The sequence below is a fragment of the Sphingobacterium psychroaquaticum genome, assembly GCF_004421025.1.
GTDB lineage: Bacteria > Bacteroidota > Bacteroidia > Sphingobacteriales > Sphingobacteriaceae > Sphingobacterium > Sphingobacterium psychroaquaticum.
This window is the reverse complement of the sequence record NZ_CP038029.1, coordinates 1,206,664-1,224,062: the sequence shown is the minus strand read 5'-3', so window position 1 is coordinate 1,224,062 and position 17,399 is coordinate 1,206,664. Positions and strand designations below refer to the sequence as shown.

Sequence of the window (17,399 nt, the reverse complement as noted above, 5' to 3'; positions counted from 1 at the left end):
TGGTAGTTAACGGCGCTTAGAAAGCAAAAACGTCACTGCGAGGAGGAACGACGTGGGGATCTTTGTAAAGCTAAAAACCACTGGTCACTAGCTCACTAAAAGATTGCCGCACCTTCATACCTCAGGTTCGCAATGACGTTTTAAAAGGTTTTAAAATCCTATTTGTTCATTAACACGCTTGTCGTTAACGACGCTTAGGAATCCACTCCCTTCTTAGAATTGGAAGCCAATTCCGAATGATAATACGTTGTTCTTTGTTTTACCAAAGCTATTTTCAGCAGCGATATCAATTAAACCAAAGCCGTAACCTGCATTAATCAAGAAGCCGTTAGCCAACTTGTAGCCTAACATTGTATTGATACCAAAGTCAAAACGTTTAAGATCTTTATCCGTACCACTTCCCCATTCCACATCCGTTTTAACATCTCCAACTTTATATTTTCCTGATAAACCAATTCCAGCATAAGGACCAGCACCAATAAATACATTACCTGATCCCGCAGGAATATAATAAACTGCATTTACAGGCACCTCTAAATACATCAAGTCTGTTTTTGTTTCGAAGTCTTTATCCAATTTATCATCGGAGAACTTACCTCCCTTTCCTTGCAAGGATAATCCAGGTTGGATAGAGAAATTACTTGCTACAGGTAAGTCTGCATAACCTGTCACATAGAAGTTCGTAGAAGACTTCGTAGACATTGAAACATCGTTTCCTGAGAAGGAAAGTTTAGGAAGGTTCACCCCAGCTTTCAACCCCCAACTTGTTTGTGCTTGCGCTCCGGCAGCTAAAATAAATGCTGCACCTAGTGTAAGTAAAGTTTTTTTCATGATCATAATCTTTAATTTTCTGATATATACATACCATTACAAGATTTAGACCAAAAACAGTTAACGTATGTGAAATTAGGACAACTATTTAAATACAAGTGGTTTAAAACCGTCAAAAAGCAATATTTACACAGAAAAATAATATATGATTTACCTGGCTTTTGTTGAAAAGAAATGAAATGAAAATCTTTTTCCAATAAGCGTTGTATATGTCAAAAGTAAATTTTATTTTTGCATTCCCTCGAACGGGAAAAGGGTCGGATGGCCGAGTGGCTAGGCTGAGGTCTGCAAAACCTCCTACAGCGGTTCGAATCCGCTTCCGACCTCGTTTTTTTGACAATAAAAAAGATTACAATGGGAGTTACACGTTTAAAAAGAAAAGATAGAAGAAATAAAACTGTTTCACGTGTGGAAGTACAGTTTTTGAAATTAGGCCGTAATATTGAGCTTGGTTCGAAGAGCCAAATGCCTAAAGACAGCCAAATCACTAAAAATGATGCAATCTTAAACAAATTAGCTGCTGACGCTAAATAATTGTTTAAAACAGATAAAAAAAAAGAGATGGTGAAAACCATCTCTTTTTTTGCTTTATATTGTTTGGAGTAATGAAGCAAGCACCTTGACCTTTTCCCTATCGGTGGTCCATGTATCCTCATTCATCCCTATTAAAGGTGCATTATCGTAGGTCATTCGAGAAGCCACTACAGTCTTTGCTGAACTATGGATCGATGTAGCGCCTGTGGTCGCAAGTATATCAACAATATTGCTTTCCTGCACGCCGGAACCGGGCATAATCTCAATCCGTCCGTTAGCTTTCGCTATCAGATGGTGAAGCAGCTCTTTCCCTTCTTCAGCAGTTACCTGAAGACCAGATGTCAGAATACGATCAAACCCCAATGCTATAATCGTTTCTAAACTTTCAAACGGATCCCGACAGCGATCAAACGCACGATGGAACACTGTTGTCATCGGTTTTGCTAAAGCGACGAGCTCTGCACAACGGTCTGCATCTACCGAACCATCTGGATTTAATATCCCAATCACGACACCATCACAACCCGCTTCTTTGCAGAAAGCAATATCCGTCTTGATTTCTACAAACTCATCCTCCGAATACACGAAATCGCCTCCACGTGGACGAATCAAAACATGTACACCAATATGCAACAAACTACGTGTATGCATAATTTGTCCGTAGGAAGGCGTCGTTCCTCCATTTTCTAAATTTTGACATAGTTCGACTCTACTCGCTCCTCCCAATTGCGCCTGCAATGCAGAATACGAAGAGTTCGAACATATTTCAAGTTTATATCCGTTTATATGATTTTCTTTTCCCGTCATACTCAAAGGTGCTAATTTATACGATCGATCTCAAAATAATGATAAAAATTTCTCGTTACTCGATAACAACAAGCACAAAATCAACATTTTACAAAACATTTCTCAGTCATTATCGTTATTAATTTTGCGAGTAAACTATTCAGCAAATTTTTAGGTTATGACTATTATTTCTAAGGAGACAGAAATACAGGGTAAGCTGTCTTCTATATTTGATGAGTTAATAAGCAAAAAAGAATCTATCCGTAAAGAGTTGATCGAAACTCGATTAACCTATAAGCGGGTCTGTGACAAGCATATCCTTTCTGGATTCAGCTCCGAATACGAATGGCTGGAAGCCACTAACAATCATCAAAATAAATTTGTTGAATATGATATCCATTGCTACCTCATTGAAATTTTATCTGATTATCGGAATATTGAGGGAGACTTCCCAGAATATTCCGATATGACCACAACAATAGAAAGTGTAATGTTCAAGTTTGCCAGCGAAGAGCGTTATGAAATTTCAGCTATTATTCAAATGTGGCTAAATAAACTGTTAGTAGTAGGGCGTTCCTAGTAGTTGATAGTTTGTAGTTCATTGTTGATAGTTCGTAGTTCATTGTTGATAGTTGGGATTTCGTAGTTGGTCGTATTTTATATGGTACTCAATGTAATCGGCAGCGTATAGCTCACACGTACAGGTCGACCGTTCTGAATGCCAGGGCTCCATTTTGCAGCCTTTTTTAACAAGCGGATAGCTTCTTCTCCTGTACCAAAACCTAGATCGCGTACCACTTTAATATCTGTCAAAGAGCCATCAGTCTCCACAACAAAGGAGATAACCACGCTTCCTTTTATGCCTTGTTCCAAGGCCGCATCTGGATACCTGTATCCCGCCCCTACCCACTTGACAAATTCCGCCATACCACCACGTGGGTTAGGCATGATCTCTACCGAAGTAAAAGGAATTGTACTTTCACTGGCCCTTCCACCGACCTCTTTTCCATCGAGATTACCTGTGATTCCTCCCATCTCTTTCTTCGGACCAAACTCCCCCTGTGCCACATAGCTACCGCCAGCCACTTTTTTCAACGTGATACGAGCGGACATCTTCGTTTTCAATTCATCCTGAGAAGCAACATCCTCCGTTACTTTACTATAATGCGTCACCTTCGGCTCAACGTAACGAATCAAATCTTGTGCTGGAGGATCTTGAGCAATCTTTTGAATCGGAGCCTCTACAGCGGGTAATGGCTCTTCCTTAGCAGGTGGATCTGGCACAACGATCTCTTCTATGGTTGGTAATTCATATTCTACCACTCTCATTTCTGTCGATTTTGGGAGGCGGTCGTATCCAACTTTCCAAACGACTAGGAGTGCCACCACACATAACACCGTCAAAAGCGCCTTGTTTGTCGCAACCGAAGAATAACGTCGTAAATCGTATGCGCCATAGCTTTGATTACGGGAAGAAAACACAACCGCTAACCACTCTTTTTCATAGATATTTAATTTGTTGTTCCACATAACGAAAAGATTAAAGGGTTTATACTCGTTTCTATGAGGATGATGGAATGTTAAGAATTCCATAAACAAAAAAAACATCGATGTTTCCACCGATGTCCTTATCTTTTTATACCTGCAACATCCAGCATTACACATGCATCCGCGCCAATGGAGATATATCTTGACCGACAAAATCCGATTTCAAAAATTTCTGATACCCCGCTATTGCAATCATAGCAGCATTATCCGTACAATACTCAAACTTCGGGATAAAGACATTCCATTTATACTTTTCGCCCATAGCTACCAAACCGCTGCGGAGTCCAGAATTAGCAGAAACACCTCCTGCAATCGCAATATCTTTGACTCCAGTTTGTTTCGCCGCTTTCTTTAGTTTATTGAGCAAAATCGTCACAATACGTTGCTGTACAGAGGCACATACATCTGCCATATTTTCGGCCAGAAAATTAGGATTTTCCTTTTCTTGCGCCTGTACCATATAAAGAATGGCTGTCTTCAACCCAGAGAAACTAAAATTGAGATCCGCAATCTGCGGTTCCGGCAATGCAAAAGCCAATGGATTGCCCTCTTTCGCATACTTATCGATAAGCGGCCCACCGGGATACGGTAGATTCAATATTTTCGCCGTCTTATCAAACGCCTCTCCGGCAGCATCATCCAGTGTTTGACCAAGCAGTTCCATATCAAAATAATCTTTGACCAATACAATCTGCGTATGTCCCCCTGACACCGTCAAACATAGAAACGGAAAAGCCGGTTTAGGGTCCTCGATAAAATGCGCTAATATATGCGCTTGCATATGATTCACCTCAATCAAGGGAATATTTTGCGCAAGGGCGAAAGACTTCGCAAAGGACGTCCCTACCAAAAGCGAACCTAAAAGTCCTGGTCCACGCGTAAAAGCTACTGCATCTATATCATTTTTGTTTATTTTTGCCTGTTGTATCGCTTGATCGACGGTTGGTATTATATTTTGTTGGTGTGCACGCGAGGCAAGCTCCGGAACAACCCCACCATAATTTGCGTGAATTGCTTGACCCGCAATAATATTTGACTTAATTTCACCGTCTATACATATAGAAGCGGAAGTTTCATCGCAGGATGATTCAATCCCCAGTATAACTGCCATTTTTAGAGAGTTTAATAGAATACAAAAATATCAAAAAAATACTAAATATAACGCTGCTGTCCCTTTTAGGTATCCTAGTACTACTAGTCGCCTTAACCGTGTCGTTACATTTTTCAGCAGTACAACAATACGCCTCCAAGAAAGTAGCTAAATACCTCAGTAAAGAATTAAAAACCACAGTTACAGTCGATGGTGTTTACTTCAGTCCCTTCAATACCCTCGAGCTCAAAAATATTAGCGTAGATGACCGACAAGGCAAGAAGATGATTGCCGTTAAATCGATACGCGCCAATCTATCCTTCGTGAAATTTTTTGATAACAAAATCTCCGTTATCGCATTACACCTGGACGATGGATTTGTAAACTATGAGATTTATAAAGACAGTACTAATTTCAGCTTTCTCGTTGATTACTTCAATCCACCTAAGAAAGACAAAGGCGAGAAACCTGCGGGTCTTCAATTGGACCTCCACAAACTTAAACTGCAACATAGTTATTTTAAGCTGACCAATCACCAATACAAACATCATAATCGTGGTGTCGACTTCAGTGACTTAGAACTTACCGATATCAATGGCGCATTTGAAGATATCAACATAACAAAAAAAGAGATCCGTGCACAGGTACATCAATTAACCTTTAAGGAAAAATCTGGTCTTCACCTCAAAAACCTCACCGCTCAATCTGTGGTTTCTAATAAACATATGTTGTTTACGAACCTTCTCTTGCAGACCAACAGATCACAACTATCGCATCATGTAGGGCTCTACTACAATCAATTCTCGGATTTTGAAGATTTTATAGAAAAAGTACGAGTCGAGGGTCGATTAAAAAATAGCACGGTAGACTCACGTGATATCGAGTTTTTTGCCCCAGACATGAAGTTTGTGCAGTTTGCGACCCAAATACAAGAAGCCACATTAGATGGTACTGTGGAACATATCCGTGCAAAAAACGTACACCTAAAAACAGGAAAAGCAACAAGTTTACAGGCAAACTTTACAATCGATGGATTGCCCTATATCGAGAAGACAATATTCAATCTCGATGTGGCGAATCTAAGCACAAACAGCAAGGATGTGGAAACACTTGTCCCTCAATTAGGGAATCTACCTCATTTTATGCTACCTGAGCACTTAGATGCCTTTGGTCAGGTACAGTATAGTGGTAAACTATCTGGCTATTACCACAACTTTCATGCAGATGGACTTGCACAAACAGAACTTGGACACATTAGAACGGTGAGTGATATCCGCATAAAACCTACGTTACAGTTCGCCGGCAATGCACAAAGTCCGTCCTTTGAGCTGGGTAAATTTATTAAAACAACAGAAATAGGCAGTAGCGGTCTGGATGTCAAATTTGACGGTCGAATTACGGATTCAAAAGACGTGCAACTCGAGCTTTCGGGACGCGCCAATTCTTTCTTTTTCAAAAACTACCCTTATACACAGATCGATTTTGAGGGTGCACTCTTAGCCAACAAACTAACGGCAGTTGGTCACGTGGAAGACACACATGCCCAATTAGCTTTCGATGGTACAGTAGATTGGTCAACAACAGAAACCTTGTACAACTTCTCTTCGACCATCGACCACCTATCGCTAAAGCAAACCCATCTGCTGTCAAAAGATAGCATCACTATTCGTCAAACCGATGTCAATGCAGAACTGCAAGGAAATACCTTGAACAACCTGACAGGCTTTGTAAAGGCTGACCAAATTTCCCTGAGTTCCACTAGAGGAGATTTCACCATCGGAAAGTTCCAGTTCGAGTCCTCCGGGAACGAGCAATCCAAACTTCTTCGTATTGATTCGGATGTACTTAATATGGTGATGGCCGGACAAATAGACTTAAACTCGATTGGTGCTTACTTCACCTCGCTAGCTATGCGCTATGCACCAGCGATTAATATTGACACCAAACCCTATAACCCGCAGAACTTTGACCTCAATGTAAAAATAAAGTCGTTTGACCCCATCTCCGCATTATTTGACCCCGACCTAAAGCTCGATAACGGAGCAACGCTTTATGCGAGCTTCTCTTCACAAAACTATCTCGCACGGTTCGAGGCTTTTAGTCCGATCCTGACCTACAAAGGAATAACTGTTACCAATCTAAAACTTGATGAGGACGCAGATAATAAAACATTTGATCTAAATTTAGATGCCGACAGGATAAGTTTTTCTGATTCTGTTTATGTCGATAATATAAGAATCAAAAATACACTAGCGAACGATAGCCTTCACTTTAATATTCTACTATCCGAAGAGAGTCGTCCTAATCATTTACTGCTAAACGGTAATATCCATTTTGCCTATAACAAACCGGCCTATATTCGTTTTGATCAATCTAAGATCGTATTGAATAACGAGCATTGGGATATTAGTAAAGAGGCTGATCTACGTGTATCGAAGGGTAAATTTTACCTAAACAACTTACTGTTCAAACGTGACCGGCAAGAAGTATTAATCAATGGGGTATTGTCGGACGATGAGACGGACAACCTCATCCTTGCTTTCAAGGAATTTAATCTTGCTTCTTTTTCGGGGATTACAAGCCCAATGGGAATAAATTTACAAGGCCATTTAAATGGTGATGTTAAATTAAATTCCGTCTTTAAGCGACCTAATTTTTCCACACATATTACAACAACACCGATTACCTATAACAATCTACCTCTCGGTATTCTCGCTATCCATGCAGACTATGAGCCGCAAACGGGATTGGTAAAGCTAATTTCTACCTTACAGAATATTGATGGTCGAGGTGTGGAACTATCCGGTTATTACGACGTACGATCCAAGACCGATGCGCTACAGCTCCGAGGTAAAATAAAAGAAACAGATTTACTCGTTGTGCAACCCTTTCTAAAAACGCTCGTATCTAACCTTTATGGTAAAGTGAGCGGCGATATTGCTATCACAGGAACATTGAATCATCCTGTCATCAGTGGTTCTGCACAGATAATTGATGCTTCGTTTATGGTAAATTACCTACAAACGAAGTATAATATGGCCAATCAAAATGCCTTTATCGATAATAATATTATCCACTTAAATAACCTTCGTTTTACAGATTCAAAAGGCATGGCAGCCATAGGCAGTGGAACAGTAGACTTAAACACCTTGGCTGACCCGACACTAAATATTAATGTTGTAGCAAGTAATCTACAAATACTGAACACCACAAGAAAAGATAATGAGCTTTTCTTTGGGACAGCTTTTGCCAGTGGTAAGTTTGGATTTAAGGGACCTACTTCAGCTATCAATATAGCGATCGATGCAACTTCAAACCCTAATACCGCCATCACAATTCCTTTTAACAGCTCCTTGAAAGTGAGTGAAAATGACTTTATCTATTTCACCAGTACAGACTCCACGAAAAATAAAGAGGCTGCGCAACGGAAGCTTTTCAAAGGGTTAACCATGAATATGGATTTGAACATTACACCGGATGCGGAAATAAACTTGGAAAACAATGTTGGTTCCCTCAAAGGATCAGGCCGAGGTAATCTATCGTTACGAATTTCTAATCTGGGGGATTTTGAGATGTTTGGAGATTATCACATTCTATCGGGTAAGTTTCACTTTACTGCGCAAGATTTTTTCAACAAGTATTTTGACTTGAAAGAAGGCGGGACTATACGTTGGGCTGGAAATCCTTCCGAAGCGGTGGTCAACCTTGCGGCAAGCTACCAGCAACGTACCTCGGTAGGTCCGCTATACAATGCTGCAGGGCGTACTGAAAATAACGATCGTGTATTGGCACAAGCGGATATGATGTTGAAGGGAACACTTTCTCAGCCGGAAATATCGTTTGGTTTAACCTTTCCTCAGGATCCGTATATCAAGGATGAGTTACAGAGTTACTTCTTAGATGGGAATAACATCAACCAGCAAGCGATCAGTTTGATTGTCAGGCGAAGCTTCACACCTGCTTCGACGCAGGAGTTTGGTAAGGAAGTGAATAACACCTTAATTTCGGCCGGAACGGAGATTGCTTTCAATCAGTTGAACAGTATTATTTCGCAGTCGCTCAATATGAACTTCTTCGATCTGAATATCCGATCCTTCAATGATGCTTCAGCGTCCCTACGCTTCTTCGATGATCGTTTGACACTTACAGGAGGCGTAAGTGATCGCAGTAAAAACACCTTGATGACGGACTTGACGCCGTTCTCCGATCAAGTAGCAACTGACGCGGAGGTGACGTTTAAGTTACGGAAAGATGGAAGTCTGATCCTACGTGCTTACAACCGATTAAATACACGTAATTTCCTTTTTACACCGTATAGTGATTATATCAGTGCTGCCGGTGTGGTATACAGACAGGAGTTTAATAGTTTATCGGAGTTCTGGCGGAAGATGTGGATCTGGAATGACAAGCGGGATAAGAAGGATATTCTCCCCGTTGATTCAACAGCGACGCAAGGTCCCTTAAAGTAGTTGTTTGACCAACGCTGTCCACTCGTCTTTTAACGATCCTTTAAAGACGGGCTGTTTAGCCCGATCGTACCAATAACCTGCATTCCATTGATCGCCCTCTACCCGGTGTAAATAGGCGTGCACATGTGCCGACTGTGGGTCACTGAGCTGATCAACTAAATCGTGTGCTTGTTGCCAATCTCCCTTACCATCGTACCAAAGTGCCCGTAACTGAACGGATAGCCCCTCCGGCGGTGTGGCGTTTTTTAATGTGTCGGTAAATTCGGTTATTGTCATGGTTGAATATAGATATAAAAGGTAAAAGGGCGAAAAATTTTTCGCCCTTTTACCTTTTATATCCTTTATTTTGGAACAGTCAGTAAAAACAAATTCTTGTATTCGACATGATCCTCCATCCGTCCTACTTAAACTTGCTTGCTAATGCAGCAAGTTTAGAAGCCATATCAGACTCCTCTTGACGCGGTTTCGCTTTACCTTTCGCTACTGGTCTTGGTGCTTCAGTCTTCATCGTCAAACCAATTCTATTTCTACGCTCATCAATCTCTGTAACCGTCACCATTACTTTTTGCTGCACTTTAACCACTTCATTCGGATCTGCCACAAAACGGTTCGCTAATTGGCTTAAATGCACTAAACCATCTTGGTGTACGCCAATATCAACAAAAGCACCAAAGTTCGTGATATTCGTAACAATCCCTGGAAGACGCATACCTATTCTTAAGTCCGAAATCTTATTCACGCCGTCCGTAAAAGAGAATTCCTCAAACTGCTCACGTGGGTCACGCCCTGGTTTCGAAAGCTCTGCAAGAATATCATTTAACGTCGGAAGCCCCACTTCTTCTGTTACATATTTCTTCAGGTCAATCTGTTTACGCAAGGTATCATCCGTTAACAAATCCGTTACTTTCGCATTTAAATCCTTCGCCATTTGCTCTACCAGCGAATATCTTTCCGGGTGAACGGCTGAACCATCCAGCGGGTGCTCGGCATTGCGGATCCGTAAAAACCCAGCAGCCTGTTCAAATGCCTTATCTCCTAAACGCGGTACCTTTTTCAATTCCTTACGTGATTTAAAAGGCCCATTAGCTCCTCTGTAATTTACGATCTGTTGCGCCAAAGAAGGACCGAGCCCTGATACATACGCCAAAATCTGCTTTGAGGCAGTATTCAATTCCACACCCACCGCATTTACACAAGAAATAACCGTATCATCAAGCGCTGTTTGTAACTTCTGTTGGTCCACATCATGCTGGTACTGACCTACCCCAATAGATTTAGGATCGATTTTCACTAACTCCGCTAACGGATCCATCAATCGACGCCCAATAGAAACAGCGCCCCGAACGGTAACATCATAATCAGGAAACTCTTCACGCGCAACATCCGATGCCGAGTAAATGGAAGCTCCCGATTCGTTCACCATTACTAATGTTACCCCTTGCAATCCAAGTTTACGTACAAATTCTTCCGTTTCCCGTCCTGCGGTACCATTTCCAACCGCAATAGCTTCTACATCATATTTCTTTACCAAGTGTTCAATGGTCTTGGCCGCTTCTGCAAGACCACCAGCACCATTATGCGGAAAGATTGCGGTATTCTCCAATAACGTACCTTGTGCATCCAATACCACCGTCTTACACCCCGTACGGAAACCCGGGTCAATTGCTAACAAACGCTTCTGCCCTAAAGGCGCCGCAAGCAGCAACTGACGTACATTGTCCGCAAACACACGAATAGCTTCTTCATCCGCTTTTTGTCTGGTTACCACACGAACTTCAGTCTCCATCGAAGGCTTAAGTAAACGCTTATAGCTATCTTGAATCGCCAATTGTACTTGATTGGCTGCTTCGTTGTTACCTTTAAGGTGTAATTTTTCGATGACTGGAACTACCGCTTGTTCATCCACTTGGATATCCAAATACAACATCTCCTCCTTCTCTCCGCGACGCATCGCGAGCACCCGGTGTGAGGGAGCATCTTTCAACACCTCAGACCATTCATAGTAGTCTTTATATTTAATAGCTTGGTCTTCTTTACCTGCCACAACCCGTGAAACAAACTGACCTTGATCTAAAAAGATCTTACGGGCACGCGTACGTACCTCGGCATCTTCTGCAATTTGTTCTGCAATGATGTCCCGAGCACCAGCAAGCGCCTCCTCGATGGTAGATACGCCTTTTTCTTCACTGATAAAACCTTCTGCCTGTTGAGAAACATCGATACGTTCCTGCTCTAACAATAGATCAGCTAGTGGTTGTAACCCTTTCTCTCTGGCCATGGAAGCGCGAGTTTTGCGCTTTGGTTTGTATGGCAAGTAAATATCCTCTAAAAGCGCCATGGTTTCAGCACCTAAAACTTGAGCTTCTAACGCTGGTGTTAATTTTCCTTGTTCACCAATTGATTTCAGAACCGCCTCTTTACGTTTATCTAGATCTCGCAGCTGCTGTAGGCGATCTCGAATCGCCGTAATCTGCACTTCATCTAAACTACCTGTCATCTCTTTACGATACCGCGAGATAAAAGGAACAGTAGCACCTTCATCTAACAATCCAAGTGTGGTGAGCACTTGTTTTCCTGTTATCCCTAACTCATTCGAAATAATAATTTCGTATCCCATACGATTTAAAGTAAAAAAAGAGTTGCCTTCAAAAAACTTAAAAACTCGTCACTGCGGCAAGGTTCGATATAGCCATCTCCTTCGGTTTATCGCCTCTAAAGATTCCTACACCCCAATCCCTCGGGTTCGCAATGACGAGTATTAAGACTTATAATTCAGCCTCTCTTCGCTATATTAAAAAAAATAATTTTATACGTTTTTTGTTTGATCACCTTCGGAAGAAGCTTTCGCTGTTTCCGTTTCTTTATTTTCGTCTTCTATTTTGTCTGAAGCGAAGTGATCTTGGTAACCATAGGTGTAATGTTCATCACCAGGTTGCTGACCTGGGTTATGCTGCACAGCATGATCTGGTGTACTAAATTGAGGGAAAGCCTTTTTCTCTTCTGTTCCCTCATCAGCTGTTCCTTCTGTTGCCTCCCCCTCTTTTTGCTCATTGATTTCTTGCGCAATTGTAGCTGATTTATTTTGCTGTGAAGCCGGTTTATCTTCAACCGTTACATCCAAATCCTTTTCGAAATTATTAATCTGATCAGATATTTCTCTTTTAATACCCTCTGAAGCATCTTTAAACTCCCGAATACCTTTACCTAAACCCCTAGCCAATTCAGGAAGCTTCTTTCCTCCAAACAATAACAAGATAATGATTACAATAAAAATCATTTCCTGCGTACCAATATTTAAGAATCCTAAAGTCATTTTTCTTCTCTTTTTATCAAAAATTATGCGACTAAGGTAAGTGTAAATTTATTATTCATCAACGTTTAGTTGTAAATATTTAGTAACATTTCCTATGTGCTTCGATTCGCTTTTAAACGATTATACCGAATACCGCTATAATATTTCGTATTTATATTTTAGTTATCTATGGATATTTCAATAAAACATCCAAAAGTAAAAGAATTGGCAATTCGTCCTCGAGACACGCTTCGTGGAGATTCCGTTAAAACTAAATACGTACTTTTGCGGATTCATTATGCAGAATACATACTACAAACAAAACAAGCATTTCTATTGGAGTGCTTTTGCATTGGCTGGGCCTGTCATTATTTCGCAACTTGGGCAAACCTTGGTCCAGACGGCTGACACAGTCATTGTCGGGAAATTTGCAGGAACCATCCCATTGGCAGCAGTTTCTCTAGTACACTCGGTTTTTATTGTGGTGATGGTCATCGGTATTGGAGTTGCCTATGGTCTTACCCCGTTGATTGCACGGGCGAATGGTAAAGGAGATAAAGAGAAGTGCGGGCGTTTACTTTCCAATAGTTTGTGGTTAAATATTATCACGGCTATTGTTTTATTTTTTGTCGTTGATTTCGGTTCTATGTATGCCGTAGACCATCTAGACCAAGACCCTCGGGTCGTAGAGACAGCCAAGCCGTATCTCTTCATCCTCATGTTGTCGATCGTTCCTTTAATGGTTTTTAATACTTTCAAGCAATTTGCCGAGGGGTTAGGATTCACCAAACAAGCGATGAACATCACAATCTGGGGAAATGTCTTGAATATTATCCTTGCTATTATTTTTGTGAAGGGTTTCTTTGGGATAGAGCCAATGGGGATCGTTGGTGTTGGATATGCAACATTAATAGATCGCGTGTTAATGATGATTGCTATGTCAGCCTATGTCTTAAAGTCGCATCGTTTTAAAGGCTATACAGCATACTTCAAAATATTCCATATAGAGTGGGAAACGGTGAAAGGTATCTTTAAAATCGGTGCTCCAGTAGCCATGCAGTATGTTTTTGAGGTTGGAGCATTTGCTGCAGCATCGTTGATTGCTGGAAAAATTGGGGCCGTCGAGCAAGCGAGTCACCAAGTTGCCATCACTTTAGCAGCGATGACCTATATGATGGCTAGTGGAATTGCCTCGGCAGCAACGATTAAAACTGGACACAGCTATGGTCGAGAAAATATGTTACGTGTACAGAAGTTTGCAACAGTATCGTATCATCTCGTTCTTATTTTCATGATCTTTTGTGCTTTGATTTTTGCCGTATTCAATCAGTACCTACCGATGCTTATCAGTGATGACAAGGCGGTTATTGCGATATCGGCTCAACTTTTATTAATCGCGGGGTTATTCCAATTATTTGATGGAACACAGGTGGTTGGATTAGGTGTATTGCGAGGTATGGGCGATGTAAATGTACCCACACTAATCACATTCGTTGCTTACTGGGTTATTGGTATACCGACCGCCTATGTGATGGGAATCACATGGAATATGGGGGTTCAGGGAGTATGGTATGGCCTAACACTGGGTTTGTTGACCTCATCCATTTTATTATTCTTCCGTTATAAAACAATGATTGGCAGGTTGACTAAGTAGGTTAAGTGTGAAGTGGGAGGACATGAGCTAAAAGCTTGCCTGCCGTAGATATGCTCGCGCTAGCATAAAGCCAATAGTGTTTTTCATATGGCCTCTATGCCGGCCGGGCATCTTACTTTTGAAGACAAAAGTAATCAAAATCTTGTCGCTAGGAATTTTTGCAGGGCAGGCCTGTGCAAAGGCAAGTCTCTACAGGTCGCAATAATTCATCAGGCGACTTTTGTAGCTTAAGGGAAGCTAGAAGCTGAATAGTAGTTACCGACCTCTTCCTAATTGCGCAATTCCCACCTTATCGTCATCGTAAGTTTGTAGGATATTAGTTGGAAAGTAGTTTGAAGAATATTTTTTTGTTGCGAACCTGAGACAACCGCAGATAGGCTCACAATAGCATTGAAAAACAAACAGGGCATTTTCTAGAAAATGCCCTGTTTGTTTTTTATATATCTCGATTTATATCCCAGTCTTCCAGGTAATCGGCAACCCGTTTTAAAAACGTTCCTCCGAGTGCGCCATCGATAACACGGTGGTCATACGACATGGAAATATACATCATGTGGCGAATTGCAATCACATCACCATGCTCCGTTTCAAGTACAGCAGGACGTTTCTTAATGGTTCCCACGGCTATGATTGCCGCCTGCGGCTGGTTAATAATCGGTACCCCCATAATATTACCAAAAGCACCGATATTGGTAAACGTAAACGTAGCTCCCTGGATATCATCCGGCTTTAATTGATTCGCACGTGCACGCGTTGCTAAGTCATTAACAGACTTACTAAGTCCGACCAGGCTCAGTTGATCCGCATTTTTAATTACGGGAACGATAAGGTTACCCGTCGGCAAAGCTGCTGCCATACCAATATTGATATTCTTCCGTTTAATGATATGATGACCATCCACCGAAACATTGACCATAGGGAAGTCTTTCAATGCTTTACTAACTGCCTCAATAAAAATCGGTGTAAAAGTAATATTCTCGCCTTCTCGCTTCTTGTAACTATCCTTTACTTTATTACGCCAATTCACAATATTCGTTACATCGGCCTCTACAAATGATGCGACATGGGGTGAAGTCTTCACACTTTGCACCATATGGTCAGCAATCAGGCGACGCATGCGATCCATCTCTATAATCTCATCACCACCGCTCACTACAGGTTTCACCGTTTCCGCTGCGGGCTGTGCTATTCTTTGCGCTACACTGTTGTCAACAGGAGACTGTACTACAGGCTTATCCGCTTTCACTATCCCTTGACTTTGAGCGCGTTGCTGAATATAGTTTAGAATATCCTGCTTCGTTACACGTCCGTCAGCACCAGTGCCCGATACACCGTCTAGTTCCGCTTGACTCAATCCCTCCTCTTGCGCAATATTTTTCACCAAAGGTGAATAGAAACGATTTGTAGAATGTATGGTTGTCGGTGTCGAAACATCTTCCTTAAGCAACTCCGTGCCAGGAATAACCAACTCTTCCGTTACAGTTTCATCAGCCCCCTCTTCGACAAATGTAGACTGCGCCACAGGAACTTCTTCTTTTGCAACAGCAGGTACGTTCGCAGCGGTTTCCTCAGAAGAGTCCATCCCGTCTACTTCGATGTGTGCAATAATATCGCCAACCTGAGCGACTTCATTTTCTGCAAAAATTTTCTTGACAAGCCTTCCACCTACAGGCGACGGCACATCAGAATCCACCTTATCTGTCGCTACTTCAATGACAGACTCATCCTCTTCAATCACATCTCCCACCTCTTTCAACCAGCGTGTGATCGTTGCTTCAGAAACACTCTCTCCCATCTTCGGAAGTAGCAGTTTGTATATACCCATATTTCTTAAGTTCGTTGAATGAATTACTAAGTTAAAAATTAATCCGACCAATACCCATAAACAGAATATAATATTTAAATAAAAAGATAAATCAAAATATTATTCTAGGTCATTTTTACCTCTTTGCTAAAGAGGTTCCATAGCATATTTAAGGACATCGCAACTGTTCGCTCAATATTAATCTTTCTATCGTTGGTAAATTGAAAAGTTGTGACTTCCCGACCATAACGACCTATAACAGCGACACATACCATACCAACTGGTTTTTCTGCCGTTCCTCCGCTTGGACCTGCAACGCCACTCGTAGCAATTGCATAATCAGTCTGAAAAACTCGTTTTGCACCTTGCGCCATCTCCATTACTGTTTGTTCACTCACCGCACCAAACTGCATCAACGTTTCTTCAGCTACCGCTAATACATTTCGCTTAGCGCTATTTGCATACGTCACTGCAGCCCCATTGAACATTTGGCTTGCACCTGGAATGGCCGTAATGGAAGCAGAAACAGCCCCCCCCGTACAACTCTCGGCTGTCGCTAAGGTAACCCCTGCTTCGGTAAACTTTTCTACGATTATTTCCTCAAAGTCGCGTGCATCATGGCCTACGATATGGCCTTCCAAACGTGCGGTGATCTGATCTACGAAGGTCGCCGTTTCTCTTTCCAACAGTGCACCATCCGTCCCACTAGCGGTCAGCCGCAAGCGCACCAGGCCAATTTTAGGTAAATAGGCCAATCGGATATAATCAGGAAGGTTATCTTCAATATCTGCAATCTGTCGTGCTAAGTGAGATTCACCAATCCCAACGGTTAAAATATAAGCGTTATGGGTTATCTCACGTGCCGAAAAAGCCGCGAATCGTGGAAGGACCCGCTCTCGCATCAGATATTTCATTTCGAAGGGAACGCCAGGCATAAAAACGAAAACACAGCCATCCCGCTCAATCCACATCCCCGGTGCAGTCCCCACATCATTAAAAAGAACATCTGCATCGGCCAAGACATCCGCTTGTTTTTGATTAATGGGTGGCATATCTGCAAAGCCAAACTTTGCAAAAAGTCGCTCCACATGACGTAATACCTCTTCATCCCGAATGATGGGTGAATCAAAATAAGTAGCGATTGTTTCTTTGGTCACATCATCATTCGTAGGTCCCAATCCGCCTGTTACCAAAACAATCTGCGCCCGTTGACTAGCTGCCTCCAAAGCCTCCTCAATCGCCTCTTTCTTATCCGAAATAGAAGTTATTTGTACAACACGAATATTCAGCGGAGCAAGATGCTGTGCCATCCAGGCTGAATTTGTATCTACGACTTGACCATTTAAGAGCTCGTCGCCAATGGTTATAATTTCTGCTTTCATAAAGCTGAA

The 17,399-nt window shown here is 41.7% G+C and carries 13 protein-coding genes and 1 tRNA gene; 5 read left to right on the top strand and 9 right to left on the bottom strand.

Annotated elements, in window-relative coordinates:
- Window positions 1-213: 213 nt before the first annotated feature.
- The gene (locus tag E2P86_RS05125; protein ID WP_134431237.1) at window positions 214-831 is read right to left on the bottom strand and encodes a porin family protein; all 618 of its coding nucleotides are present in this window, start codon (window positions 829-831) and stop codon (window positions 214-216) included.
- A gap of 255 nt (window positions 832-1,086) precedes the next feature.
- Here E2P86_RS05125 and E2P86_RS05120 point away from each other — a divergent pair.
- Both E2P86_RS05120 and E2P86_RS05115 read left to right on the top strand, forming a co-directional pair.
- Window positions 1,087-1,157 (top strand) — tRNA-Cys (locus E2P86_RS05120).
- Window positions 1,158-1,185: 28 nt separating this feature from the next.
- Entirely contained in the window at window positions 1,186-1,365 is a 180-nt protein-coding gene (locus tag E2P86_RS05115; protein ID WP_085473817.1) for a spore protein, read from the top strand.
- Window positions 1,366-1,419: 54 nt separating this feature from the next.
- Here the strand turns inward: E2P86_RS05115 and E2P86_RS05110 are convergent, their stop codons facing one another.
- Window positions 1,420-2,172 (bottom strand): copper homeostasis protein CutC, encoded by a 753-nt coding sequence (locus tag E2P86_RS05110; RefSeq protein ID WP_085473816.1) that lies wholly within the window; start codon window positions 2,170-2,172, stop codon window positions 1,420-1,422.
- Between the two features lie 157 nt (window positions 2,173-2,329).
- On the opposite strand from E2P86_RS05110, the gene E2P86_RS05105 reads away from it, so the two are divergent.
- Window positions 2,330-2,731, top strand: coding sequence for a hypothetical protein (locus E2P86_RS05105; protein WP_085473815.1), 402 nt, complete (start codon window positions 2,330-2,332; stop codon window positions 2,729-2,731).
- Window positions 2,732-2,808: 77 nt separating this feature from the next.
- Here the strand turns inward: E2P86_RS05105 and E2P86_RS05100 are convergent, their stop codons facing one another.
- Together E2P86_RS05100 and tsaD are read right to left on the bottom strand one after the other, a co-directional pair.
- Window positions 2,809-3,681, bottom strand: coding sequence for an energy transducer TonB (locus E2P86_RS05100; RefSeq protein ID WP_085473814.1), 873 nt, complete (start codon window positions 3,679-3,681; stop codon window positions 2,809-2,811).
- Between the two features lie 127 nt (window positions 3,682-3,808).
- Window positions 3,809-4,810: a tRNA (adenosine(37)-N6)-threonylcarbamoyltransferase complex transferase subunit TsaD gene (tsaD, locus tag E2P86_RS05095; protein WP_085473813.1), complete on the bottom strand. Its 1,002-nt coding sequence runs from the start codon at window positions 4,808-4,810 to the stop codon at window positions 3,809-3,811.
- Between tsaD and E2P86_RS05090 the strand changes: the two genes are divergently transcribed.
- A complete protein-coding gene (locus E2P86_RS05090; protein WP_449448551.1) occupies window positions 4,804-9,258 on the top strand; it encodes a translocation/assembly module TamB domain-containing protein in 4,455 nt (1,484 codons plus the stop codon). The two genes, tsaD and E2P86_RS05090, sit on opposite strands and share 7 nt — an antisense overlap.
- Here the strand turns inward: E2P86_RS05090 and E2P86_RS05085 are convergent.
- The 3 genes from E2P86_RS05085 to E2P86_RS18320 form a co-directional block, all read right to left on the bottom strand.
- Window positions 9,250-9,534, bottom strand: coding sequence for a hypothetical protein (locus E2P86_RS05085; protein ID WP_085473811.1), 285 nt, complete (start codon window positions 9,532-9,534; stop codon window positions 9,250-9,252). The two genes, E2P86_RS05090 and E2P86_RS05085, sit on opposite strands and share 9 nt — an antisense overlap.
- Window positions 9,535-9,658: 124 nt before the next feature.
- The gene (locus tag E2P86_RS05080; protein ID WP_134431234.1) at window positions 9,659-11,875 is read right to left on the bottom strand and encodes a Tex family protein; all 2,217 of its coding nucleotides are present in this window, start codon (window positions 11,873-11,875) and stop codon (window positions 9,659-9,661) included.
- A 189-nt stretch (window positions 11,876-12,064) separates the two neighbouring features.
- Entirely contained in the window at window positions 12,065-12,571 is a 507-nt protein-coding gene (locus tag E2P86_RS18320) for a Sec-independent protein translocase subunit TatA/TatB (protein WP_085473809.1), read from the bottom strand.
- Window positions 12,572-12,848: 277 nt separating this feature from the next.
- Between E2P86_RS18320 and E2P86_RS05070 the strand changes: the two genes are divergently transcribed.
- The gene (locus E2P86_RS05070) at window positions 12,849-14,204 is read left to right on the top strand and encodes an MATE family efflux transporter (RefSeq protein ID WP_085473808.1); all 1,356 of its coding nucleotides are present in this window, start codon (window positions 12,849-12,851) and stop codon (window positions 14,202-14,204) included.
- A 436-nt stretch (window positions 14,205-14,640) separates the two neighbouring features.
- Here E2P86_RS05070 and E2P86_RS05065 read toward each other — a convergent pair whose 3' ends face one another.
- On the bottom strand, window positions 14,641-16,029 hold the full coding sequence (locus E2P86_RS05065) for a dihydrolipoamide acetyltransferase family protein (RefSeq protein ID WP_085473807.1): 1,389 nt from the start codon (window positions 16,027-16,029) through the stop codon (window positions 14,641-14,643).
- 104 nt (window positions 16,030-16,133) lie between these two features.
- Window positions 16,134-17,390 (bottom strand): competence/damage-inducible protein A, encoded by a 1,257-nt coding sequence (locus E2P86_RS05060; RefSeq protein WP_085473806.1) that lies wholly within the window; start codon window positions 17,388-17,390, stop codon window positions 16,134-16,136.
- Window positions 17,391-17,399: the final 9 nt, after the last annotated feature.